The 22,779-nt window shown below is 47.3% G+C and carries 21 protein-coding genes and 3 pseudogenes; 15 read left to right on the top strand and 9 right to left on the bottom strand.

Going from position 1 to position 22,779, the window contains the following annotated elements; all coding sequences use genetic code 11:
* Window positions 1-22 precede the first annotated feature (22 nt).
* From JCM11969_RS05690 to JCM11969_RS17610, 6 genes and pseudogenes are all read left to right on the top strand, one after another.
* Complete coding sequence (locus tag JCM11969_RS05690) at window positions 23-700, top strand: TetR/AcrR family transcriptional regulator (RefSeq protein WP_054709273.1); 678 nt, start codon at window positions 23-25, stop codon at window positions 698-700.
* Between the two features lie 140 nt (window positions 701-840).
* Window positions 841-1,608, top strand: a complete 768-nt coding sequence (locus JCM11969_RS05685; protein ID WP_054709270.1) for a sulfite exporter TauE/SafE family protein — start codon at window positions 841-843, stop codon at window positions 1,606-1,608.
* A gap of 408 nt (window positions 1,609-2,016) precedes the next feature.
* Window positions 2,017-3,473 (top strand): annotated as a pseudogene (locus JCM11969_RS05680) (ABC transporter permease).
* A gap of 17 nt (window positions 3,474-3,490) precedes the next feature.
* Complete coding sequence (locus JCM11969_RS05675) at window positions 3,491-4,159, top strand: ABC transporter ATP-binding protein (RefSeq protein ID WP_054709267.1); 669 nt, start codon at window positions 3,491-3,493, stop codon at window positions 4,157-4,159.
* 94 nt (window positions 4,160-4,253) lie between these two features.
* Window positions 4,254-4,508: a hypothetical protein gene (locus tag JCM11969_RS05670; protein ID WP_054709264.1), complete on the top strand. Its 255-nt coding sequence runs from the start codon at window positions 4,254-4,256 to the stop codon at window positions 4,506-4,508.
* Window positions 4,509-4,537: 29 nt separating this feature from the next.
* Window positions 4,538-4,675, top strand: coding sequence for a hypothetical protein (locus JCM11969_RS17610; protein ID WP_156319270.1), 138 nt, complete (start codon window positions 4,538-4,540; stop codon window positions 4,673-4,675).
* Window positions 4,676-5,781: 1,106 nt separating this feature from the next.
* Here JCM11969_RS17610 and JCM11969_RS05665 read toward each other — a convergent pair.
* Window positions 5,782-5,964: a TetR-like C-terminal domain-containing protein gene (locus tag JCM11969_RS05665; RefSeq protein WP_054709261.1), complete on the bottom strand. Its 183-nt coding sequence runs from the start codon at window positions 5,962-5,964 to the stop codon at window positions 5,782-5,784.
* A complete protein-coding gene (locus JCM11969_RS05660; RefSeq protein ID WP_054709258.1) occupies window positions 5,964-6,329 on the bottom strand; it encodes a TetR/AcrR family transcriptional regulator in 366 nt (121 codons plus the stop codon). Before JCM11969_RS05660 ends, JCM11969_RS05665 begins: the two co-directional genes overlap by 1 nt.
* 261 nt (window positions 6,330-6,590) lie before the next feature.
* Here JCM11969_RS05660 and JCM11969_RS05655 point away from each other — a divergent pair, with 261 nt between their 5' ends.
* Complete coding sequence (locus JCM11969_RS05655) at window positions 6,591-7,157, top strand: TetR/AcrR family transcriptional regulator (protein ID WP_054709255.1); 567 nt, start codon at window positions 6,591-6,593, stop codon at window positions 7,155-7,157.
* A gap of 705 nt (window positions 7,158-7,862) precedes the next feature.
* On the opposite strand, the gene JCM11969_RS05650 is transcribed toward JCM11969_RS05655, so the two are convergent.
* Window positions 7,863-8,405, bottom strand: a complete 543-nt coding sequence (locus JCM11969_RS05650; protein WP_054709252.1) for a TetR/AcrR family transcriptional regulator — start codon at window positions 8,403-8,405, stop codon at window positions 7,863-7,865.
* Between the two features lie 328 nt (window positions 8,406-8,733).
* On the opposite strand from JCM11969_RS05650, the gene JCM11969_RS05645 reads away from it, so the two are divergent.
* Entirely contained in the window at window positions 8,734-9,891 is a 1,158-nt protein-coding gene (locus tag JCM11969_RS05645; RefSeq protein ID WP_054709248.1) for a hypothetical protein, read from the top strand.
* A 212-nt stretch (window positions 9,892-10,103) separates the two neighbouring features.
* Window positions 10,104-10,490 (top strand): DUF5839 family protein, encoded by a 387-nt coding sequence (locus tag JCM11969_RS05640; RefSeq protein WP_054709244.1) that lies wholly within the window; start codon window positions 10,104-10,106, stop codon window positions 10,488-10,490.
* A 132-nt stretch (window positions 10,491-10,622) separates the two neighbouring features.
* Here JCM11969_RS05640 and JCM11969_RS05635 read toward each other — a convergent pair whose 3' ends face one another.
* The 5 genes from JCM11969_RS05635 to JCM11969_RS05620 all read right to left on the bottom strand — a co-directional run bounded on the left by JCM11969_RS05635 (window position 10,623) and on the right by JCM11969_RS05620 (window position 15,115).
* On the bottom strand, window positions 10,623-12,128 hold the full coding sequence (locus JCM11969_RS05635) for an MFS transporter (protein WP_082409197.1): 1,506 nt from the start codon (window positions 12,126-12,128) through the stop codon (window positions 10,623-10,625).
* An 841-nt stretch (window positions 12,129-12,969) separates the two neighbouring features.
* On the bottom strand, window positions 12,970-14,124 hold the full coding sequence (locus JCM11969_RS05630; RefSeq protein WP_162231454.1) for an APC family permease: 1,155 nt from the start codon (window positions 14,122-14,124) through the stop codon (window positions 12,970-12,972).
* A gap of 2 nt (window positions 14,125-14,126) precedes the next feature.
* The gene (locus tag JCM11969_RS19730; protein WP_263850012.1) at window positions 14,127-14,255 is read right to left on the bottom strand and encodes a hypothetical protein; all 129 of its coding nucleotides are present in this window, start codon (window positions 14,253-14,255) and stop codon (window positions 14,127-14,129) included.
* 98 nt (window positions 14,256-14,353) lie between these two features.
* Window positions 14,354-14,857 (bottom strand): Fic family protein, encoded by a 504-nt coding sequence (locus tag JCM11969_RS05625; protein WP_082409195.1) that lies wholly within the window; start codon window positions 14,855-14,857, stop codon window positions 14,354-14,356.
* 3 nt (window positions 14,858-14,860) lie between these two features.
* Window positions 14,861-15,115: a hypothetical protein gene (locus JCM11969_RS05620; protein WP_054709240.1), complete on the bottom strand. Its 255-nt coding sequence runs from the start codon at window positions 15,113-15,115 to the stop codon at window positions 14,861-14,863.
* A 159-nt stretch (window positions 15,116-15,274) separates the two neighbouring features.
* Between JCM11969_RS05620 and JCM11969_RS05615 the strand changes: the two genes are divergently transcribed.
* Window positions 15,275-15,607 (top strand): DsrE family protein, encoded by a 333-nt coding sequence (locus JCM11969_RS05615; protein WP_054709239.1) that lies wholly within the window; start codon window positions 15,275-15,277, stop codon window positions 15,605-15,607.
* A gap of 616 nt (window positions 15,608-16,223) precedes the next feature.
* Here the strand turns inward: JCM11969_RS05615 and JCM11969_RS05610 are convergent.
* Window positions 16,224-17,708: pseudogene (locus tag JCM11969_RS05610) on the bottom strand (MATE family efflux transporter).
* A gap of 967 nt (window positions 17,709-18,675) precedes the next feature.
* On the opposite strand from JCM11969_RS05610, the gene JCM11969_RS17605 reads away from it, so the two are divergent.
* From JCM11969_RS17605 to JCM11969_RS05595, 5 genes and pseudogenes are all read left to right on the top strand, one after another.
* The gene (locus JCM11969_RS17605) at window positions 18,676-18,852 is read left to right on the top strand and encodes a hypothetical protein (RefSeq protein ID WP_156319269.1); all 177 of its coding nucleotides are present in this window, start codon (window positions 18,676-18,678) and stop codon (window positions 18,850-18,852) included.
* Between the two features lie 735 nt (window positions 18,853-19,587).
* Window positions 19,588-20,508: a Firmicu-CTERM sorting domain-containing protein gene (locus tag JCM11969_RS05605; protein ID WP_156319268.1), complete on the top strand. Its 921-nt coding sequence runs from the start codon at window positions 19,588-19,590 to the stop codon at window positions 20,506-20,508.
* Window positions 20,483-20,818, top strand: coding sequence for a Firmicu-CTERM sorting domain-containing protein (locus tag JCM11969_RS20325; RefSeq protein WP_369523199.1), 336 nt, complete (start codon window positions 20,483-20,485; stop codon window positions 20,816-20,818). Before JCM11969_RS05605 ends, JCM11969_RS20325 begins: the two co-directional genes overlap by 26 nt.
* Window positions 20,815-21,441 (top strand): exosortase family protein XrtG, encoded by a 627-nt coding sequence (xrtG, locus tag JCM11969_RS05600; RefSeq protein ID WP_054709237.1) that lies wholly within the window; start codon window positions 20,815-20,817, stop codon window positions 21,439-21,441. Before JCM11969_RS20325 ends, xrtG begins: the two co-directional genes overlap by 4 nt.
* Window positions 21,442-21,444: 3 nt before the next feature.
* A pseudogene (locus tag JCM11969_RS05595) lies at window positions 21,445-22,778 on the top strand (TIGR03111 family XrtG-associated glycosyltransferase).
* The last annotated feature ends 1 nt before the right edge of the window (window position 22,779 follow it).

The raw sequence follows: 22,779 nt of genomic DNA, 5'->3' as shown, positions 1-22,779 counted from the left end.
AATTAAAATCGGGGTGCGTACCATGGACCACACAGGTGTGAAAACCTTGTTTGATGCCAACATTGACAACTCATCATTGTCCATCAAACAACAGAGCGTTTTAAAAGCTAGTTTAATTTTATTTGCCGAAAAGGGGTATGAAAATACCAGTACCCAAGACATCGCTAAGCTTGCCGGTTGTGCTGAAGGCACTGTCTTCAAGCACTTTAAGACCAAGGATGCGCTGTTAAAGGCGGTGCTGGATCCTTTCGTGAACGATATCCTGCCACAAGTGATCTTTGATTTCTTAAAGGATCCCAGTGGTCAGCCGGAAGAACATTTTAGCGTGTTACTACGTTACGCCGTTCGCGACCGAATCAAGTACATTATGGAGAACCGCCAGGAAATGCGGATCTTCATCCAAGAAATCGTGAAGAATCCAAGCATGCTGGAGGGTCTGACATCACGGTTGGTCCTGGTCATTGAAACGTCCGTTAACCAGGTCTTCTCCTGCTACCAAGCACGTGGCGAACTGGTCGACTGGGATGCCATGCGCATCATCCGGACGATTTCAGGGGTCCTGCTGGGATACCTGATCCCTAATATTGTGATGAGCAATAAGCCGTTGGATGTTGAGACCACCACGAATGAAATCGTTGAGTTTTTGCTGCAGGGTCTGGTGCCTGAAGGGGCACGGGATGAAGCGGCGGAAACGGATTAGGAATAAAAAAACCATCGCACATGAAAAATAATGCGGTGGTTTTTCGTCTACTTAATTCTAATGATTATCGAATGAGTCATTGCTGCGGATAAGGTATACTGTAATGTGAGAACAAGTTATAGAGAAAAGAGGAACTCACTGTGCATGCAGTGTTAATTGCAGGTTACTTACTGATTGCGGGAACGATTGCCGGCTTTATCAGCGCCGTTGCGGGTCTCGCCTCACTTATTTCTTATCCAGTACTACTCAGCATTGGTGTACCACCGGTCAGCGCGAACGTGACCAATACCGCGGCGTTAATTTTCACCGGGTTAGGGTCTACGATGGCGTCAGGTAAGGAGCTCCATGGTCATCGGCGGATCATGTGGCACGTTGCGCTAGTTGCGATGGCTGGTGGCATCATTGGGTGTTTGATTTTGGCATACGCCCCGTCGTCCAGTTTTGAGAAGGTCGTGCCGTTTATGATCTTCGGCGCTGGGGTGGCCATGCTGGTAGCGGGTCAACATACTGTGTCACCCAAGAATCGGCAGCCCGATGGGGTAGTCAAACGCGGATTGAAAAATGGCGCCATCTTTCTGGTCGGTATCTACATTGGATATTTTGGTGCTGCGGCCGGGATCTTTTTACTGTCCATTTTAACGGTGACTTTAACCACACCGTTTGTTGTCAGCAATGCGATCAAGAACTTTACCTCGTTTATGACCAATATATTGTCGTTGATCATTTATGCGTTCACGACCAAGGTCTACTGGCTCTTGGCGGTTCCGCTAGCGGTGGGCATGTTTATTGGCGGCTACATGGGACCGATTGCGGTCAGACATGTGCCGGTTAAACTCACGCGAACGGTGATTTCGATTGCGGCCATGTTATTGGGGCTGTACTTGTTTTACACAGCCTACTTCAAATAAATACTCAAAAAAGATGACGTAGCATCTCGGACGCCATCCTTTTTTTGTGCTTTGCGTAGCGGTTGTACGATACAACTTCAAATCTGGAGAAGCATTTGCGACATACAAATAAGCTTAAGTCACCGCTTATCGTATTCTTAATTACCTTTCGCGGGATTTAACCAAAATTAAGACGACTGACTCAGAATGGGGCGCATCGTTACGCATCCGGTCATTTGTCAAACTCGGCATCTTAAGGTTTACACGGCCGGCCAATATATCAGCCATACCTAACCGCTGCTTTAAGTTATCTTTAAGTCAGTCAGCGTATAAAAATGACATGTTCAGTTGTACCACATCCAGTTTCAGGGTGGTGCACACGACCAGCTATTATGGATTCGAAAAAACATGTCAAAGGAGCTCATAAGTATGAACTTTTTCAAACGCGCCTGGCTGAGTTTGCTCGCCAAAAAAGGGCGCTCCCTGTTAATGCTGATCGTCATGTCAGCCATTATGTTATTTGTGTTTGCGGGGCTGCTGATTCACAGCGCAGCCGATAAGGCGACCCAGCAAGCCAAGGCAAGTGTCGGGGCAACCGTGACACTGTCCGCCAATCGCGCCGCCGCTTTTAAGAAGATGCAAGAGAGCCGGTCTTCCAGCTCCAGCAGTCGACCGACACTGACGACTTCGCCAGTCAAATTGAGTGACGCTAAGAAGATTGCGAAGCTCAATAACGTTTCCAGTTACAACGCCACCTCAACGACCTCCGTTAACGCTGACGGCTTCGATACGGTCAGCACGAGCACTGCCTCGTCGCAAATGGGCGGTCGCGGGTTCGGCTCATCAACGAGTACTGGTGACATCACCATTGATGGGGTAACCAGCACCGCGTCGGCCAGCAATTTCTCAGATGGCACCGATAAGATCACGTCCGGTCGCAATCTGACAACGGCTGATACGGGCACCAATAATACTGTGATCGAGTCAGAACTCGCTAAGGCAGATGGCTGAAAACGGGCGACACCATCAAGGTGAAGACGACCAGCAGTAAGAAGACGTACACCTTGAAGATCGTCGGCATCTACAAGGCGAAGTCCAGTGCCTCGACGTCGATGGGCTTTGGTGCGAGCGACCCATCGAATACCATTTACACATCGTACACGTTCGCAAACACCGTGAAGGGTACTAAGTATAAGAATACCGCCGACTCAGTGACATTTAATGTGTCGAACCCAAGCAAGGTCAGCAGCGTGAAGACCGCCGGGAAGAAACTTATCAATACCAGCAAGTACAGTTTGAGCACGGATGATGCTAGTTACCAGAGTGTGAAGGCGTCGATGGCCAGCGTTGAATCCTTTGCCAACAAGATCGTCTGGCTGGTTGCGATTGCCGGCACGATTATTCTTGCGTTGATCATCATGTTGCAGATTCGCGAACGCCGGCATGAAATTGGTGTCCTGCTAGCCCTTGGCGAGTCACGCGGCAAGGTTATTGGTCAGTTCTTTGTTGAAATGGGCATTGTCATGTTCGTCAGCCTCGTGATTGCGGGCATCGGCGGACAGTTTATCGGCAACAAGCTGGGCAATCAGCTCGTGAGTCAGCAGACGTCCAGCCTCTCGACCAGTTCTAGCTCAGGGACACAAGCACCGAGCGGGATGAAGGGCACCGGGCAGGCGCCATCTGGCAGAATGGGTGGTCAAATGGGTAACCGATCAATGATGGGTGCGCGCTCGGCCTCACTTAAGAAGACAAATCTTGAAGTGAAATTGTCCGCTGTGCAACTTGTTAAACTCGGTGCGATGGGCCTTGTGATCACACTATTGTCAGTGATGCTGGCAGCCGGCAACATTTTACGATTGCAGCCGAAAAAGATCCTCTTGGATTAATGAAAGGAAGGGTTTAAATGTTAGATATTATTGATTTAGGCTATTGGTATAGCCACCCAGATGATGCACTGTTTTCAAACGTTAATTTAAACTTTGAAGCGGGTCAATCCTACGCAGTCGTTGGTGAGTCCGGATCCGGGAAAACGACCTTCCTCTCGTTAGTCGCTGGTCTGGATACGCCTAAAGCTGGGCGCATCGAGCTCAATGGCAAGGACATCCGCAAGATTGGCCTGACCAATTACAGAAAACACAGCGTCTCCATCGTTTTCCAGGCGTATAACCTGTTTAATTACATGTCACCGGTCAATAACGTGATGACCGCCATGGCCATTACGAACTCCAAGCACCAGGGTGATAAAGCCTACGCAAAACAACTGCTAGGAAAACTTGGATTAGCGGAGGATCAGATGGGTCAAAATGTCACCCATCTATCAGGTGGGCAGCAGCAACGAGTCGCCATTGCGCGGGCCATGGCCTGTGACGCGGATCTCGTTGTCGCTGACGAACCGACTGGTAATTTGGACGAAGCCAACACGAAAGACGTTGTTGACCTCTTTCAGAAACTGGCTCACGAGGAAAACAAGTGCGTCATCATCGTGACCCATGAAACCAGCGTTGCCGCGGCATGTGACCACTCGTTCCGATTAGCTCACAAACAGTTCACGGCTGAGCAGCCCACTGCGTAATCTGAAAAAAACTCAGAATAAATTCTTTTTTTGGTACTGTTTTCGCCTCCACGAATTCGATATGATTAAGTCACTTCAAAAAGGAGTGATTTCTATGTTAATCGATCAAAACACAACCATTAAAAACATTATCGCAGCACAGCTTGTTAAAATCTTTTACCCCTTCATCATCGCGCAAACCGAAGAGGGGGAATACATCAAGTTGAATCTGTCACTGGATGAACGCAACGACGTCCTATTTTGGGACGAGTGCAAGTCCATTCTAAAGGCAAAACTATGGGTGCCGGTCGGGCGCCACTACCACCAGCTGTTAGATAACGGCTGGTACGTCGACCCGGATCCTGCCTGATCAGCGGATAAGAGAAAGGTGTCGGTCAGATGTTAGTGAAAACCATGTGGGCGTTAGTTGCAGTAGCGGCCTTGTTGGCCATTTTCTTGAGTGTCTATCTAGCGGGTCTTGACCTGCCAGTGAGACAATTGCTCGTGAGTGACATGACACATCTGATCGGCAGGTAGGGCACTAAGCAGTTTCCTTTGCGTCAGCCCCAACCCGTTATATAATATAAGCAACCACTAGCAATAGTGGTGCAATGAATCACTGGCGGCCCGATTATCCGCCAACCGTTTGAGAGTCCGCCCCCGGGGTTGCTACCCGGGTGGAGGGCTTTTTTTTTCGAAGAGTGCGGAAAGAGGCGCTTAGGGGGCGGAGTGTAAGGGAGTCTGGTCTAAAAGGTCGGGTCTGCCTTTTAGACCAGACTCCCTTACACAGTAGCCCCCTGCCTCTTGTAGCCGATTTAGTCTCGAGGACAGCGAGGAACAAGTATAAAGAGGGCTTTTAGAAGAGTAAGGAAAAAGGCCGGCCCTGCCTTTTTTTGGCCGAAGTCCCTTGTGCAGTAGCCCCCTGCCTCTTGTAGCCGATTTAGTCTCGAGGACAGCGAGGAACAAGTGTAAAGAGGGCCTCTAGCAAACAGATAATGAGTTACTCGGTTACGCCGACGTTAATAAACCAACAACGTAACATTAGAAATCTCACCCATACAATCAATATCTGTAAACCCCAAAAAAGACAGTTCCCAATTCAGCCTTCACTGAATAAGAAACTGTCTTTTCTATTATGCAACGCAATGATATATGTGATGCTTATGGATGTGATAATTACAATTTGCGACGTTCGACAGTGTTGAATGTGTTTTGATGTCTACCTTTTTCCACGATAGCGCGATAGAGTTGACGCGGTTACTGCGCTATGGTTGGGAAAGCTTTTGAGGTTCGTCTGCGCTGTTGTTTTTACATCCACGAATTTAGTGGGTGGGTTAACGTCACAGAGTGGTAGAAGCTACTGTCTTCTACTGTCCTCAAGCTGAAACGCGTTCCAGAAGGCAAGGGGCGGCCATGTAACGGACTCTGGCAAAAATCCAAACCCGGGATTTTCTGCCAGAGTCCGTTACATTCTGCCCCTTAACCGCCTTCTTCCACGCTCTGGCTTTCTACTGTCTTCAAGCCGAAACGCGTTCCAGAAGGCAGAGGCTCCTGCGTAAGCCAACTCTGGCACAAATGCCAAGTGCAGGCATTTCTGCCAGAGTCAGCTTACGCTCCGCCCTCTAACCGCCTTCTTCCACGCTCTAGGCATACATATTCACAATCAACTCCGCCACCAAATCGCTTAAATCATCCGCCGAAATTGCTAGCTTATCATCCAGCCAGTCGACCATCAGACCGATCACACCTGAGCAGGTGAAGGATACGCGGCCGTGTTCCCGGGTATCTGTTCCTGTGATGTTTTGGTGCTCCTCGACTTTTCGCATTAGCATTTCCTTGAGTTGAATCGCAAATTTGCACCCAAGTCATTGTGCATCAGACTGGTAAACAGTTTGCGATGCTCGTCGACGTAGGTGATCATCTGATTAGCAAAGAATTCATAACTGTCAGTTCCCGGATCCGGATAATTTTCATCAAATAACCGGCTTAGGGTTCTGGTCGTTTCTTGCATAATCCTGTTGTACAGGTCGAATAAATCCTTGTAGTGACTATAAAAAGTTCCCCGACCAATATTGATCTGCTCCGTTAATTCCAAAACCGTAATTTTGTTGAGCGGTTTTTGACTGAGCACCTCAATAAAGCCCGTTTCGATCGCAGCTTGGGTACGAATCGTTCGACGATCTATTACCATGGTAAATGACACCCCTTTATTACCCGTTGGTCTGCTCCCTCGGCATTGCGCACATTATACCATTGTGTCGGGTTATAAACCCGTTATAACTTCCTCAAATAATCGGCTGATAAATATGGAATTGAGATATTGAACACGTGTTTAAAATGCAACATTGGTAACTTTCTTTTGACATTTACTTTTTGTTAATATAAGATTACAAATGTCCAGTAAGTGCTGGATATTGTTTCAGAATTGTCATACTAACGAGGAGGTGGCAAGATGGACAAGCGTATAGAAAGAACGCAAGCTGCTATTGAAGGTGCGTTTCTGAAATTGCTGAACGAGAAATCAATCGGCAAGATTACCGTTTGCGAAGTAACGTCTTTGGCTGGGGTGAACCGGAGTACGTTCTACGCACATTATCATGATGTGTACGACCTGAAGCGTAAAATTATGACTCAGGTCAAGGGTGACCTTGATGGCCAACTTTCATTTGAAGGACCAAACCTGACAATGGGTGCCTTTAAGGTAGCGACCATGGAAATGATCGATTACCTAAATGATAATCGCGAACGGCTGCAGTATTTGCTGTCAACTGATGACGGCAATCAGTTCTTCTTTGACTTAGTTCAAGACCGGATCATGCAATCCGATACCCTTTCAGGTGTCGATACGGATGATCGCAACGAAGCGCAAGTGACAGCCGTTGTTTATGGGGTGGCTGGCCTAATGCGCGACTGGGTCTTTGTCCGGGTTACGCTGACTGAAGCTGAGTTAACTGATTTAGTTGCTGAATTAGCTTACCCAACAGTTTCGGCCCAGCTCGAAGCACTGGCTCGCAGCTAGTACGTTTCACCATAGGAGTAGTGTTTAGCAATTCATACGGTTTGGAGGCCGCGGATTGGTGAACACTCTACATAAAAAGATAAGGATGTCTGTTTAAAACCGTCTAGGGGGTCGAAAATGGACATCAGAGCACGTTTTAGTGTTGCATAATAATACCGGTAAGAGCGGGAAAGTCGCTTAAAACGGCGATATGGACGCTTGTGTTGTATAGGAGTGTGGAAGGAAGCGGTTAGAGGGCGGAGCGTAAGTTGACTCTGGCGGAAATGCCTGAACTTGGCATTTGTGCCAGAGCCAGCTTACGCAGTAGCCTCTGCTTCCTGGAACACGTTTCGGCTATGACGCCTAGAAAGTAGTAACATTTAGAGCAACGTAATCAAGAAGCACCATAGCAGACCACTCTGTATCTTAAGGGATGAGCAGTTTGCTATGGTGCTTATTCGTTTTTGGAATAGGGGTTTAAAAAACACCACGCTAACAGCAATCCGCCGTTGGTGTGGTGCTTTTTTGTGTTGGGCGTTTATACAGGTAGTGTTGTGGTTTTGTTAGCAGTGAGGAATCCTTGCGACGTTGGGGGTAGTTTACATTGCCGAAACGTGTTTCGGAAAACAGAAAGCTGCATGTAAGCCAACTCTGGCCAAAAGTCAGGCCCGGACTTTTTGGCCAGAGTTGGCTTACACTCCGCTTCCTACCGTTTTCCTCCACACTCTATTTCTGCACATCCCCAATAAACTTATCAATATCCTCAACTAACTGATCCTCACTCACATCCAATTTCCCAGTGATCCAGTCGTACACTAAACTCAGTGTGCCTGACACACAGTAGTCCGTTGCGATGATTCTTGAAAATCTGGTGACTTTGATATTTTGGTAGTGGAAGATCTTATCGATGAAAATGGTGCGTAGCCGGTTGATCATCGTTGGGTCATCCGTACTTTTGTTGGTTAAAATGATGGCGTCCTTATGAACAGCCAAGTAGTCCAGCAACTCCGTGATCCAGCCGCGATATTCACCGTGTTCCATTTCAGGCAGATGCTCGTCAAAATGCGTGACGATCTCGTCGCTGAATGCTGTGGTGATGGTGTCCCTGAGGTTATAGATATCGGTGTAGTGGCGGTAGAACGTACTGCGATTGATATGTGCCTGGGTTGTCAGTTCAGCCACGGAGATGTGGTCGATCGGCTTTTCTTTCAGTAACGTCAGAAAAGTATTTGCGATGAGCGCTCGCGTCTTTTTGGTTCGAATATCCATATAACGATTGACCCCTTAATGTATCCCCTAAATAAACAAGTGGAATTGCTTGGTTAAAAACGACATGTATAGTCAATATTATATAACGGGTCAGCGGGGTACTCCCTAAAAATTCGAACACAGAGTAGGCGAAATTGTTGCAAAAGTACTGAAAATCTGTAATGATTAAGAAAATTTGTGAAAAAATAACCTGAGTCTTTAAATTAATGAGCGATAAGCGGTATAATGACCACGGTTACATGTATAATGAGTGACAAGAAGTGTTTACGTACATAGGCATGATCAACCAGCGTACCAGCAAATCTAAATCGAAAAGGGGGCAAACTGAATGGACGAGGGGTTAGCGCATCTTCGCGATGGGGTTACAGAGGATCTTAACCGACTGACACAGGTTGGGGCACCACAGTTGGATATGACGATCTCGCGTCAGGTCGCCGTCTATTGGCAGGAACTTCTGGCAACGTATCGTCGTGGTATCAGTAAAACATTTGTCCCAACGGTGTTTAATGACCAGATCATCTTGCAAGGGGATCTTGAATTGATCCACGTGACCCAGTTGATGGGGCTGATGCAGGCGTTCGGTTCTAATTTTTGTGAAACGGCCGTGGTGCCTGGCGGCGACAAAATGGCGCGTAAGGCGTGGTCCTGCACGTTTAAACCACAGAATGTTTTTCGGTTGATGAAAGATGCTGGGTTTGATGTGGATGATGCGCCGCGGTTCTATCAGTCACCCATCATGCTGGATAAGCTAGAAAAGCCGCGATGGTTTCATATGTCGCAGTCGCTTAAAGTGGCGATGAAGCCGGAAGACGACACGCACTTTCTGGTCTCGTTGACGTTTAACCCCTGCCATTTTGTGGCCGATATCGACCAACGAAAATATGAGCCGCTGTATATGTTTGTGAACGAAATGGTCCTTCCTTTACTGACCCACGTGCGGTTGCACCGGGTTGACTTTAACTACGATTTTTTAGCGGATGCTGAGCAGCTTAAGCTCTTTACCAAGAGCACCGAAGACCACGAGGAAAAAGTGCGGCAGACTAATGACGCCATCATTGTTGAATCGGGCAATCGCGCGTCCTATTACTTGTATATGAAGAGCGTCGAGCGCATGCATGACCAGCGCGGCCACGGATTTTTAAACACGACGGAAATGGCGCTGCTGCACGAGAAAACAGGAACGGGCGTGTCGCGTATCGAACTGCGACTGAACGAAGCCGGTATTATGGACATTATGCATTCCGCGCGGGTACCGTCATTTGACAGCCGATTCTTTCCAAGCTGGCTGACGTTTGACTACCGGTTCATGCATAACGGCCATACGCAGCACCGGTCGATGCGCCTTTTGCTGGGTCGGGTTCACGACCAGTGCTTTAAGATTTTGAAGCGGCAACCGTTCATTACGGATGAAATTCTGAGAAACACTGTTATTTCGGCAATGGCGACGATTCACGCCGAGCATGGCGCCACACCAACGTCATCATAAGAAAAAATTGACTGAAAAATTAAGGACAAATTTACTTAAAGAGTTGCGGAATTTATAACAAAAACCGCAAAGTCATGGTAAGATAATATCTGGCTGTTCATCATTTTAGGAATATGGAGCATGTCATTGGTTATTTGTCGCAGTATGAGGAAGCAACCAATTTAATCAGGCATTTTTTGGTTGTGGTCAGGATTAAAATGATGGAGCGTTAAATGAGAGAGAAGAAAAAAGCAACACCAAAACAAGTGATGCCAACCCAAATTATCGGGGCGTTGCACATCAACGTTGACGATAACGGGCAGCAACATCTCAATACCGAAAAGATCTTTTATTGGCGGATGGGGATGTACACGAAGAATGCCACAACGGGCAAGAAAACGGCAACGTTGCCAGCCCTGGGAACGATTGCGAGTGTGTTCACGCAAGTTCGGCCGCCAGGATGTGATGGTCGTCCAAACGTTGAGAGCGGCGTTGATGCCGCGTCTCAAACCCAGGTCAGTCACCTGAGACGGGTGTTTACGACGTCGGATGAAGGCAGTACTGACCAGATCGTTCAACATGAGTATGAGGCGTATATGTTGAAGAACCATTTGAAGTAGTTGTGGGATCCGATTAGTATTTAACGGCGTTCTGCACCATAATTTGGAAAACACCAGCATAAATACTGAATTTAAAAAAGAACCGGCAGCGCAATCACTCGGATTGGGCTGTCGGTTCTTTTGAATTTTCTGTTAAGAATGCACCTGTTGCGCATTGACCTTGCGCAAACGGGCGTATTTTTCGTGTTCGAGTTTAAGTGCCCAGATGTTTAAGGCCAATGACAGCAGCATCAAAATCAAGGCGACCAGCATAATGTTATGCAGACCGTTGTATAGAATCTGACGCATTTGAGGCAGCAGTTTTGCCGGCAACGCACTGAGATTAGTGGCATCGGAGAGTTTGTTCATCATCTTCATGGTGATGGTCCCGCCGGATTGCGCTACACCTCTGCGGAGCGCGTTGTTCATGATGATGCCAAAAACAGCTGCGGTGAGCGTCTGGCTGAGCATGCGGATGAGGAAACTAAAGGAGGTCGCAATCGGGACGTCGTGCGGGTCAGCATCTTGCTGGACTTTTACCTGCAACTCGTTGAAGCAGGCGCCGTTTCCGAAGCCCTCAAACGCTGCGGCCAGCAGGATGACCCAGTATGGTGTGTGGATGCCAAACAGCAACATCAAGACAAAGGTCATGGTTAACGCCACGATACTTAACGCCACGACGCGCTGGGGTGTTAAATGACGCCGGAGCGGGGCAACTGAGTTTGAACCAATGAGGTCGGTGACCGATCCTGGAATCTGGGTCGCACCCCCAATCAGTGCCGAGGTACCAAGCAGACCCTGGGCCCACATGGGACTATAGATCAGAAATCCAATGAAGGCCCCCCAGATGAGCGCAAACAGGACAAAATCGATGACCAGCGGCCGGTTGCGAAACAGGCTGCTGGGGATGATCGGTTCGCTGACGTGCGTTTCAACATGCATCAGCGCAGCAAATAGGATGACAGCAACAATCAGCAATCCGGCAATCACAACCGGACTGCCGTCACCGATCAGTTCGATGCCGGCTAATAAGCTGATCAAGCCCACGGTCATCAGTACCGCGCCGAGGTAGTCGACGGGCGACTTGCGGATGTATTTGGGATTGGTCTTGTAGTACAGCTGGACCAACAATGCGGAAATAATGCCGATTGGGACGTTGATATAGAAGACCCAGTGCCAGCTGAAGGCGTCGACGATGTATCCGCCGACCAGCGGCCCCACGATGGTGGCGATACTGTAACTGGCTGAAACGAAGCCGAGGACCTGCATCCGTTTGCGGGGGTTCTCGTACATGTGGGCGTAAATGATATATGGCAGAGACACCACACCGCCGTTTCCGATTCCGGCGATGGTTCTCGCAATAATTAAAAACCAGATGTTTGGCGCAAGGCCTTCAAGCAGGGAGCCCACCACGAAGAACATTGCGGCAAACTGGTAGGCCGTTTTGTTGCCCACGTGTTCACCGAGTTTACTCCAAAGCGGGGTACTGACGGCCGTTCCCAGTAGGAAGACCGCGACGATCCAGCCCATGAGCTCGATCCCGTGAAGGTCAGATATAATAGCAGGAAGTGCGGTGTTAATAATCGTGTTATCCAGCCCACTCATGGCGTTTGACAGGAGCAGGGCGCAGGTAACGATGAGAATATTGCGTCTAGACAAGGGGTTCGCTTCTTTCGTTTTTAGTGTCGTGCTGATTAGCAGTCCACTTTCAATGGTACAACTTCTGTCATGAATTCAAAAGTTGAAATTGGCGGTACTGCGAGTTGGAAACGCTTCACCGCAAAAATTGTTGGGTATCAGGGTTAAGGACCACGATAGAAACTACGAAAAACGCCACCGCATTGTTTTTACGGGGGCCTTTTAAATGTTAGGTGATAGTCCGTTGCATTCCGCAATTTGGCACTCCGCTGTGGTGGCTCGCGACTGAGCTAACTCGATTTCTGCTGCGCAGCTCTCGAGTGGATCTCAGTCGTCTCGCACATCAGTAACCGACCAAAGTACTGTCGCCAACTGATGTCGACACCACAGCTCCGTGCCAAATTGCTGCATTCCACTAACGTTGAACTTACTTTTTACCACTAGTTAAGCATCACAATTGCGTTAAAACTAGTTCGCAAAGAATCCGCCCTCGACTGCTTATAAGGCTATTAATAGCAATGCTTCTCATGACGTATTAGTCACTAGTAACGATTAATATAGAGGTTTTGTGATGCTACTTTTGAAGACTTATTAACTTTGACGACTACGCCAGAATTTTAGCGTAGTGGAACCGTTCGGCATTGCAAGCTGTGGTGTTGGTGGTCGTTAGCGGCTGTCCTGTAGCCGGTTACGACCAAGGGAGACGTAGAAGATCCTTGAATTTCTGCCAAGACATTCAATAACTCCCCAGAACGACCCCACTTCAGCCTGCAGGGCCGAACGGTGGAACGAAGCGGCATGTCAGCAATATTTGATTCACCCAACAATGAAAAGCCCCTTTTACGGTGACATTTTTTGTAGGTTATTTAGTGGTGTGGTTTAACTCACGAGGCGTCCCGTAGCGTTTGTCGGCCCAATACAGTAGGATACTTAGAATAAAGATCCCAACGCCGAGCAGGATCGCGTTCAGTTTCAGGCCAGCGAATAAGTAGACACAGACAATCAGCGAAATGACGGGAATCATTTTGCCACCCGGTAGCGTGTATTTTGACTGTGGTTTTTGATATTTAAACGCCGCGGCGGAGGTTGTCACGTACTGAATCAGCGACACCATCACCACGCAGGATACCAGAAAAAGGTAGTCACGGGACAGCAAGAGGAGGACCGCAACGATGTGGGTGATCAAAACAGCAACCCAAGGCGTACCGCTCTTAGTTTGTTTGCCGAAAAAGGCGGGTAGCAGGTGTTCTTCTGAGGCGAGTGAGGAGGCTACGAAGGGCGTGTTAAACGAGGTTGAAATGGTGACACCTAGGATGGAGACCATCACGCCCAGCGTCATGATCTGCTTGCCAAGCGGGCCAACTAGTTGTTCAAACGCTGCGACAACGGGTGAGGCCTGGTTCATGACCCCGGCACCCAACTGTGAGATCGTTAGCCACTGCACGAGAAAGTAGATGCCGGCAACCGTTAAAATAACGGCAAGGAGCGCCCGTGGAATGTCCCGCCCGGGGTTTTGCATGTCACTCGCGACAGTTGGTAAGAAGGCAAACCCGGAAAACATGTAAAAGGCGGTGCTAAATCCGCCGTTGACGTCGGTCCCACTGGGTGCAACACTGCCCGATTGGCCGCTAAAGTGAAGGACCACGAGACCCACGCCAATGAAGAGTGCCAGCATGAGGATCTTCATCGCAGACGAGATATTGTCCGCCAGTTGAGTCGCTTTTTCGCCAATGAGATTGATCAGTAACAGCAATAAAATCAGCACAATACTGGTGATCATATACGCGCTTGGTGTTTTAAGGACGGGCCACAGAACCGACGCAATGTTGATAAACGCGGCAATTTCGGCCGCTAACGTAATCACGCCTAGCAACCAGCTGAAGATGCCAATTTGAAACCCGGGATAACGCCCAAAGGCTTCATAGGCGTAGAACCAGGCGCCACCTGTTTCGGTGTAGGTCGCCGCCATTTTGGCGTAACACAGGATGATCGGGATGGAAGAGGCTGCTGCTAGCAAGATTAAATAGGGCTGAAGCGCCCAACGGCTTTGTATAATTCGCCGGGCAACAGAAAGATACCCGATCCAATGATGCTATTGATGCCGAGAAGAAAGACTGAGGCAAAGCCCATTTTTCGTGTTTGACTCATAGGAATCACCGCCCGTTGTGGTTTTCTTACAGTGTACTTGAAAACGGTTTATTTATGGTGCGCGGTGCTTTGAAATCTGACTTAATTAACAATAAAGCTCAAAACGGTGGACGATTCGGCTGAAAGGCAGGCGGCCTAATCCAGCCAGATGGGTAAAAAAACGAGATTTGTTTTTGGTAAACCGCCTGTTCGCTTTTGAATAGGGCAATCAAATATTTCGGATCAGTTGTGAACCGCCGTAACCCCTGGATGTACCTTCTTTGATGAGTGGGTTGAATACTCAATGGGAACTGGTCAAAACGAAGCGCCTCCTTAATGACTAGCAAGCGCCCGATGATACCATTGCCATCACTGAACGGGTGGATGTTTTCAAATTCGGCGTGAAGCGTTGCCAGACCCTGAAGTGAGAAATCTGGGTCGTTTTCCCAGGCGCTTAACAAGGTCGCTAATTGCGCTGGCGCTTGTTCAGGTGAGACGAATACTATTGGCCCAATTCTGTTTGGAAATCGTTTAAAGCCGCCAACGTTATACCGCCAATCATCGGCCTGACAGGTGCCGCGTTTGAGTATCTGATGCCAGGCCTTAAAAGTGGTGTTAGACAGCGGTTAGTTGAAAGTATCTAGTAGGTAATCGAAAAGTTTGAAATGATTGCTGACTTCAAACACATCATCAACGTAGACGGGATGCCGGTCGTCACTGAAAATAGCGCGGGTCTCAAAAAGCGCGCTGACTTGTGCTAGGGATAAATGGTTACCATCTATTCGTGTATTTTGGTAGGCTGTTAACACTTGAGTGTGATGGTATAAGCCATGAGAAAATTTTGTTTGGCGTTCTTGGAGCAGTCTTTGTCCGAGATCCATTAACAGGTTCTCCTTTCGTATCACCATAGTGAATGTTCAGATTCTAATAAGAAAGCGATTGCACAAACCGGGTAACTTCGGGTACTATTAAAGAGGATAGCGCGATAGAACTGCGCGTCATAAGGTGCTGGTAACAGCAACACGGAAGGTGAGATAGACATGAACGTGATCTTTCATATTAATGAACCAGAAAAATGGTCGGCCGTTTTGAGCAACGTTGCAAATTACTTGCAGGAAATGGACAAACAGGGTAAGACCGGGGCCGTTGAGATCTTGGTCAACGGTAAGGCAATTATCAGTGTGGAAACAGCTTCAGGCGTTGATCTGGCACCAATGATCAATGCGGGCGTCAAGGTTGTGGCTTGTGCAAAAGCGATGGCCGGTCATCAGGTCGATCCATCGACGATTCAGCACGGTATCGTGGTGGTGCCGGTTGGTGTTTATGAGTTGGTGAAACGGCAGGATGAGGGGTTTGCTTATGTTAAGCCTTAGGTTTGGTGGGGGTTGGTGGTGGTGAGGGCTGCAAATTATTCCTCCGCTGGTGTTTTTGTGTGAGAAGTTAGTGATTCTTATTTTCAACGATTTAATTGCGATGTGGGTCTCAGTTATATTGCCGAAACGTGTTTCGGGAGGGCGCTCAAAGGGTTGCACCTAAGCGACTTTGTCCGTAAAAGCCAAGCCCGGGCTTTTACGGACAAAGTCACTTAGGCTCCACCTTTGAGCGCCCTCCCTCCACACTCTAAAAGTGACCCACACAGCGTCATAAACTGTCGGGCCATTTGCTTTGGTCAGCGTTATTTAGGGGAATAACGTTGATGGGAATAAGGAGAGATCCCTCATGGAAAGATCTCGCTAGACGTACTTAGAGGTTTTTGGGTAACCTCTATGTGAGTATTCTAGCAGTTATTGTTGCATGCGTAAATAGTTAATGGTATATATTATCAACATTATGAACAATGTGAAACAGTCTTTTAAAATTGTGTTGTGGCGGTTTTCTTAGAAGGTTTGGGTCATCATTAAGGTTGTGACCAGCGGATTGGTATAGACACATCGGAGACAAAAAACCTCTCACCGCGTCGTCATGGACGGGCGGTGAGAGGCTTAATCGTTAAGCTTCGTTATCTAACGGTTTTGGTGCTGGTTCAGTATGTTTTAACCGTGCCAACGTTGCTTTATTGACCGTCACTTTAAAGGTTTGCTCAACACGACGGATGAACGATTCGGTAAATTGCGGGTCATTGTTACCGGTAACTTGCTCTTGCATCCGTTGCATATTGTGCAGCGTGTGCATCGCGGTCACGTAGGAGGTAATCAATACCAGCGTCGACCCTAGCCATGCTAGCGGGCTGGCAAAACAGCGCCGGCGTACTGGAAGTAGTGGACCAAAATGAAGGCCGCAAACGAGCGCATGCAGAGTTCTGCAACCCCAGCGAGGGTCGGCATGAGGCTTTGACCGAGTCCCTGTAGGGTGTAACGCACGATGAACAGAATCGCCAGAATCCAGTAGGAGACCCCAACAATGTTAAAGTAGGTCTGGCTCAGTGTCAGTGCGTGAGCGTCCTGGTTGCCAATGAACAGCATCACCATCCGTTGCCCGTAAAGAATGATGAGCACGCCGACAAGAATACTGAAACTGACGGAGGCCATCAGGGCTTGCTTGACGCCCTTGATGATCCGTTCAAATTGGGCAGCACCAAGGTTTTGGGCCGTGTAAGTGGCCATGGTAATGCCAAACGACATCATGGGTAAGGTTGCGAGCTGGTCTATCTTGGACGCTGAAGTTGTGGCCGCCACGGCGTCGGTGCCAAGACTGTTCAGTGCGGATTGCAGGAACAGGGAGCCAACGGCGATGATCGATGTCTGGAATGCCATGGGCAACCCGTAACGTGCATGGTTGGCAAACTCAGCAGGCACAGCCTTGAAATCAGACCATTCAACGTGCAGGATCGGAACCCGTTTGATGATGTAGACGATACATAACAGGCTTGAGACAAGCTGTGACGTCACAGTTGCGAGGCCGGAGCCGGCAACGCCCCAGTGGAACACAAGGATGAACAACAATTCCAGGATCACGTTTAACACGGTCCCAATGATCAAGAAGAACAGCGGTGTCCGTGAATCCCAAGTGCCCGCAATTCGTTAGAGAGCATGTTGAAGAGCACGAAAGAGAAGATGCCGGCAAAAATAATCGAGATAAACAATTTTGCGTTGCCATAAATGTCGGCTGGAATGCTCATCATATGCATGACGGGGTCCAAAAAGAGCAGGCTTAGCGCTGTTAAGACGATCGTGACGACGATGCTGAACACGATACTGGTCGCAAAACTCTTGCGAACCCCGGGTAGATCCCGAGCACCCCAGCGTTGGGCGGTGACGATTGCAAAGCCAGCAGTGAGGCCGTTCGCAAAGCCAATAATCAAAAAGTTAAGGCTGCTGGTGGAGCCAACCGCTGCGAGTGGCTTAACACCAAGGTCTGACCCACAATGAGGACATCTGAGAAATTATAGAGTTGTTGAAAAAGATTACCAATGAATAATGGCAGGGTAAAAATCAAAATAAGCTTAAGTGGGTTTCCTTGGGTAAGATCGCGCAAGTGGGGCTCCTTTCATAGAGTGCGGAGGGAGGCGGTTAGAGGGCGGAGCGTAAGTAACTCTGGCAGAAATGCCTGAACTTGGCATTTTTGCCAGAGTTGCTTACGCAGGAGTCCTCTGCCTCCCGGAGCACGTTTCGACAATATAAACGAAAACAGCGGTGCCCAAGAAGGGTCAATCCACCCATCAAGCGCACGCATCAGCAATGTAAATATAGAACAAGTAATCAAAACACTGTAAAAAATGTAAACAAACGCAATAAGTTTTCAACAAAGACCGTAGAAAAAAGCCGTGGGCGAACTCGCCACAGCTTTGAGCCGATCCTCAAAAGACAATAGGCCCTACTATATCAGAAAACGGCCCGCTTGATAAGGGGTTAGCATCAATTTGTTAAAGTTTCTGAAAATGAGAGCGTTAGCGTGTTAAAAGAATCGCTTTCATGAAAAATAACTTAGATTTTTAATGTAGACATCCAGCCGGCAAAGAATAGATCTTCACGTTTTATCACTTCTGAGTGATAAAAGACAGTCTGTTTCTGACATTGAACCTTGTGCTCAAATTCGGCCTTTAATAGTAGCACACACCGCGATAACAGTGATGCAGCAGGCATACGCGCAACAATTATCAATCCTAAGTTGTTTTTTGAACAGATGTGTCAAAATAATAAGAACAATTGAGGATAACCCACTTCACTAGTGCGATAACCTGTCCCCGCCAATACCCGTTTTAGCATTCGGAAAGTGATAATCTTTGAAGGCCGTTTTTAATTTAGGTAAACTTATGAATACAGATAGTAAGCTTATTTTTTCAGGACACTTGTTTTGAAATGATAAGGGGGGATTACTATGATCACTAATCACCGATTACGAAATTGACATTGGTGGTTAGGAAGGCTAAGAGACTTACCGGGCGGGGTACGCCCACTCCGATCGTATTCCGTTCAGCATCTTACTGTCTAGGAGTAGGCAGATGGGTAATCATTTCCTGGTCTTCTGTGATCACGGATCGTTCGTTGGGTTTGTGTCGTCGTTATTGCGGGTTCAAAATGCCTGTGCAGAACAGGATTTTTCTGCCGGTCATCACCCGCAGCAGGTGCTTTTCATTGTTGTAGCGCGCTGCTTGATACGGGCACTGCCGTCATCGTAGGTTGTGCACTCTCCACCGTGCCGAGTAACGATGACGCAATATTAAAAACCGGTTAACTGGCATGTTTGCCGGTCGACCGGCCACCACGGAGGGTCCATGTCTCACTCAGTCATCATCTGGCCGCCGATGTGAGCCAGGTTTCAGCTGGTGTCAGCGTATGCTGACTGCGGCTGGACATGGCTGAGATTACTATCGATAAAAGGAACACTCACCAGGGATTCCCCAGTAAGGCCTGGTGGGTGTTTTTTGTGAGAGTGTAAAAAAAGGCGAACTTGCTCCCAGAATATAAGGCCCCCTAAACTAAAATTCCGATTTTGGATTTTGGTTTAGGGGCCTTATATGGCCGGGAGCGGCCTTTTTTTACACGTTTAGGCTAGATAAACTAGAACACTAAATTTAGTACTACCTTGCTCTATCTCAAAATTGTGCTGAAAACAACCACATCTACCCCGCATTTACCAAGTCTATGCAAATAAAGCAACAATTTAACAATTTTTGTTTTGCAATGGCTGGAATCTTCCGATAATATAAGTCATATTGTAGCAATTGAAATGCACACGATGTTATCAAAATGTAATACAAATAAACTGTAATGTGTTGATTAAGACTTAACAAACGTTAGTGTATAAGCGTATAATAATATGTAGAGTAAATACGTAATGGCGTTCATCATTTAATTTATAATGAACGACGATTTCGGGTGTCACGTCGCGCTGAATAGTTAGGGGAATGACTATGAAGAAAAAAATAATGTTAGCTGCGCTCACGTGTATGGGAGTGTTATCTATTTTAGCAAGTCCGCTGTATACAAAAGCGGCAAACGCCAGTGAACCTTCTTGGACAGATGCCAATACCACTGAATTGCTCCAAGCTAAACCAGCAAGACTTGGGGCAAGCAATGATGGGACCAATCTGTATGTCTATCTTGAAACAGAAAAATCAACTACAGAAATATTTAAGACGTTCTCAGCTTCATATGGTAGTGGCTTTTCAAAAGTGAATAAGGTCTTTAAATTAAGTGCTTATAAGGACGGTACAGTCAACGTTTTAGATAATTCGACAGGGACGGTGGTCGGGACTGCCACAATTAGTCAATCAGCAACGGTTTTAGATGCGACCGTTAACTTGAAAGACGCTGGCTTATCCAATGGTGTCGGCAAAAGTTTGTCCGTTTTAGGTGACGTGAGTTTGACGGGTCCAAGTTTGGCTGGAACGCCGGTGGCGACAACACTGAAAGAAGCATCATCAGAAAGTGACAGTAGTTCCTCACAGACTGACGCGCAAGAAGCCATGTCGAGCTCTGATAGTGCTACTTCACAAAGTTCATCACAGGCGAATAACAACAACATCAGTGGCAATTTAGGAATTACGATCGACGGCCAGTATGCCGACTGGGCTGATAAGAACCCTACCGATATCAATATCGATAATGATAATAGTGTTGAAGTGAGCCTGCTGTCGGATGACAAGAACGTTTACTTCTATGTTGAATCAACACCCAAATTGTCACAATCAAGTAATAATTTTCAGGGTAATGGCTATGAGTTAAAAGTCGGCGACCAAACATATTATATTACCTTTGGCTCGGCTAACTTGTCAAAAGCTGGCGACTCGCAGGCAGTTTCGGTAGATATCTGGAACTTCATCTGGTGGTAGTGATAATACAACCAGCGGGACAGCCTACGTCGGTTTAAAGAACCTTCAAGAAACTTCGGGCAGTGGGACAACCACGAACACTACTTGGCAGCTCGAATGTGCCATTCCATTCTCAGCATTGGGCGGAACATCTGATTCGTCAGCAAGTTCGATTACGTTAACCAATTCGAATGGTTGGCAGGGGACTGTCAAGGATACTGGTGGGAGCACTGGCCCAGCCGTAATAGTCGCATCTGGCTTCGTCATCGCTGGCGCGGCACTTGTCAAAAATGCACGCGGAAAGAATAAAAAGCGGCGGGGTAATAAATGAGCATCTATTTAATTATTGGTATTGTCGTTTGGCTGTATGCCTTATCGATATTAAAAAGAGCAGGTCTCTCGGCATTTCATTTTATTGTGGGGAGTGCCGGGCTCTTTTTTATCCTTATATCGTTGAGTGATCCGTACTGGATATGGTTTTTCACCCACGCAGTGATCAATGGCGTGAAATGGGTCGGCGACGTGACTGGGATGTGTGACGTCATGAACCGTTATGGGTTGGTGGCCATCAATAACCCAACACAACCGGTCATGATGAGTATTGATTATGAGTGTTCTGGCATTATTGAAACGACAGCGTATATTGGGATGGTTGCCTTTTTCCCAATGTACAACAGTGTGGAACGTGTCTTCTTTGGTGTCGTTGTGACGTTATGGATCTACGGTGCCAATGTGATCAGATTGACCGTAGTGGTGACGATCGTTCATTTTATGGGTGGCGGGCAATATTATTTAGCGCATACCATCATTGGCCGGCTTGTGTTCTACACACTGGTCATTGCGATGTACTATAACGTGTTTACTTACACGCAAGTTTCACACAGTCTGTACCGCAACTTTATTAAGTGGCGCGATCGGTGGCGTAAGCGGCTTAGTTTTCGGAAAGGAGACTAGCCCATGATGTATTGGTTACAGCAAACGGTTTTTAAAATGGGCTTTTGGCTGACCTGGGCATTAATTCCTGTTGTGGTTGAAATTTTACCAGCGTTTGTCCAGGGAATTCGGCTCTTTTTCAAAACGTTTCGGCCGAAAAAATTAGCGATGCCTGATAAGATGCCGTTTATTTCTGTTGTGGTGCCTGTATACAATTCTGAAGATACTTTGTTTGCCTGTATTCAATCCATTCGAGAGTCAACGTATCCGCACGAGTTGGTTCAGGTCATTTTAGCTGACAACCAAAGCACGGATGATAGTTTTGAAGTGTTTACCCGAGCTCAAAATCGGTTTGCTGATATGAATATGCAGTTGCTTCATACTGAGCAGGGGAAGGCCAAAGCGTTAAATTCGGCCATATATAACGCGATTGGGACCTATGTGATCAACATTGATAGTGATGGTATTCTCGAAAAGAATGCCTTAATGAACATGGTACTGCGATTTGAAAATGATTTTGAGATGGCTGCACTAACGGGCACTATTTTGCCGCAGCACCGGATGATCGACAATTGGCGTCATCCGGGTAAAAGTTTTTTACAACACAACGAGTACTTTGAATATGCGCAGGCATTTTTATCAGGACGCAGTATTGAATCACAACAAAATCAGTTGTTTACCATGTCTGGTGCCTTTTCTGCGTTTCGCAAGGAAGCCCTGTTGAACACCTTTCTCTACAACACGGGCACCATAGGCGAAGATACAGATATGACGTTTCAAATTCGGGATAAGCTGCATCGAAAAGTGGCGATTTGTGCCGAAGCCATTTTCTATATTGAACAATTGATAGTTTGGATAGTCTCTATATTCAACGGCAACGGTGGCAAAAGGGTGAAATGGAAGTCACGCATGAGTATGCGGATAAAACAACCATGTCTGATTTCTTTAAAAACTTTTTGGTACGGCGGATGATGATGGATCACACTTTCCTTTTTCCAAGAATGATCTGGATGTTTGCTAGTATCGCACTGTTATTTTTACGGTATTCACCCATTATGATGGGGATGTCCTACGTTATCATTTATCTGCTATATGCATTGGTCAGTCTGTTAAATTACGTTTGTGTGGTCCAATTGTTAAGGGGCTCAAGTGAAGAGCGCCACTACTATGTCAGACAGTGGTGGGTGGCGTTTACGTTGCCAATTTATAACTTCATTTGTTCGTGGATCCGCTATATCGGGATTTTAAATAGTATGGTTGACGCAAAATCAACCTGGAATTCAACACGGTTTAGTCAGGAAACGAGGCAGATAAAATCGGTTATCAAGAGCGATTTTACTCGTAAACGGGGGAAGTAAT

The sequence above is a fragment of the Secundilactobacillus paracollinoides DSM 15502 = JCM 11969 genome, assembly GCF_001311135.1.
In the GTDB taxonomy this organism is placed as follows: domain Bacteria; phylum Bacillota; class Bacilli; order Lactobacillales; family Lactobacillaceae; genus Secundilactobacillus; species Secundilactobacillus paracollinoides.
The sequence above is the reverse complement of the archived record's forward strand: the minus strand, read 5'-3'. Positions and strand labels throughout refer to the sequence as shown.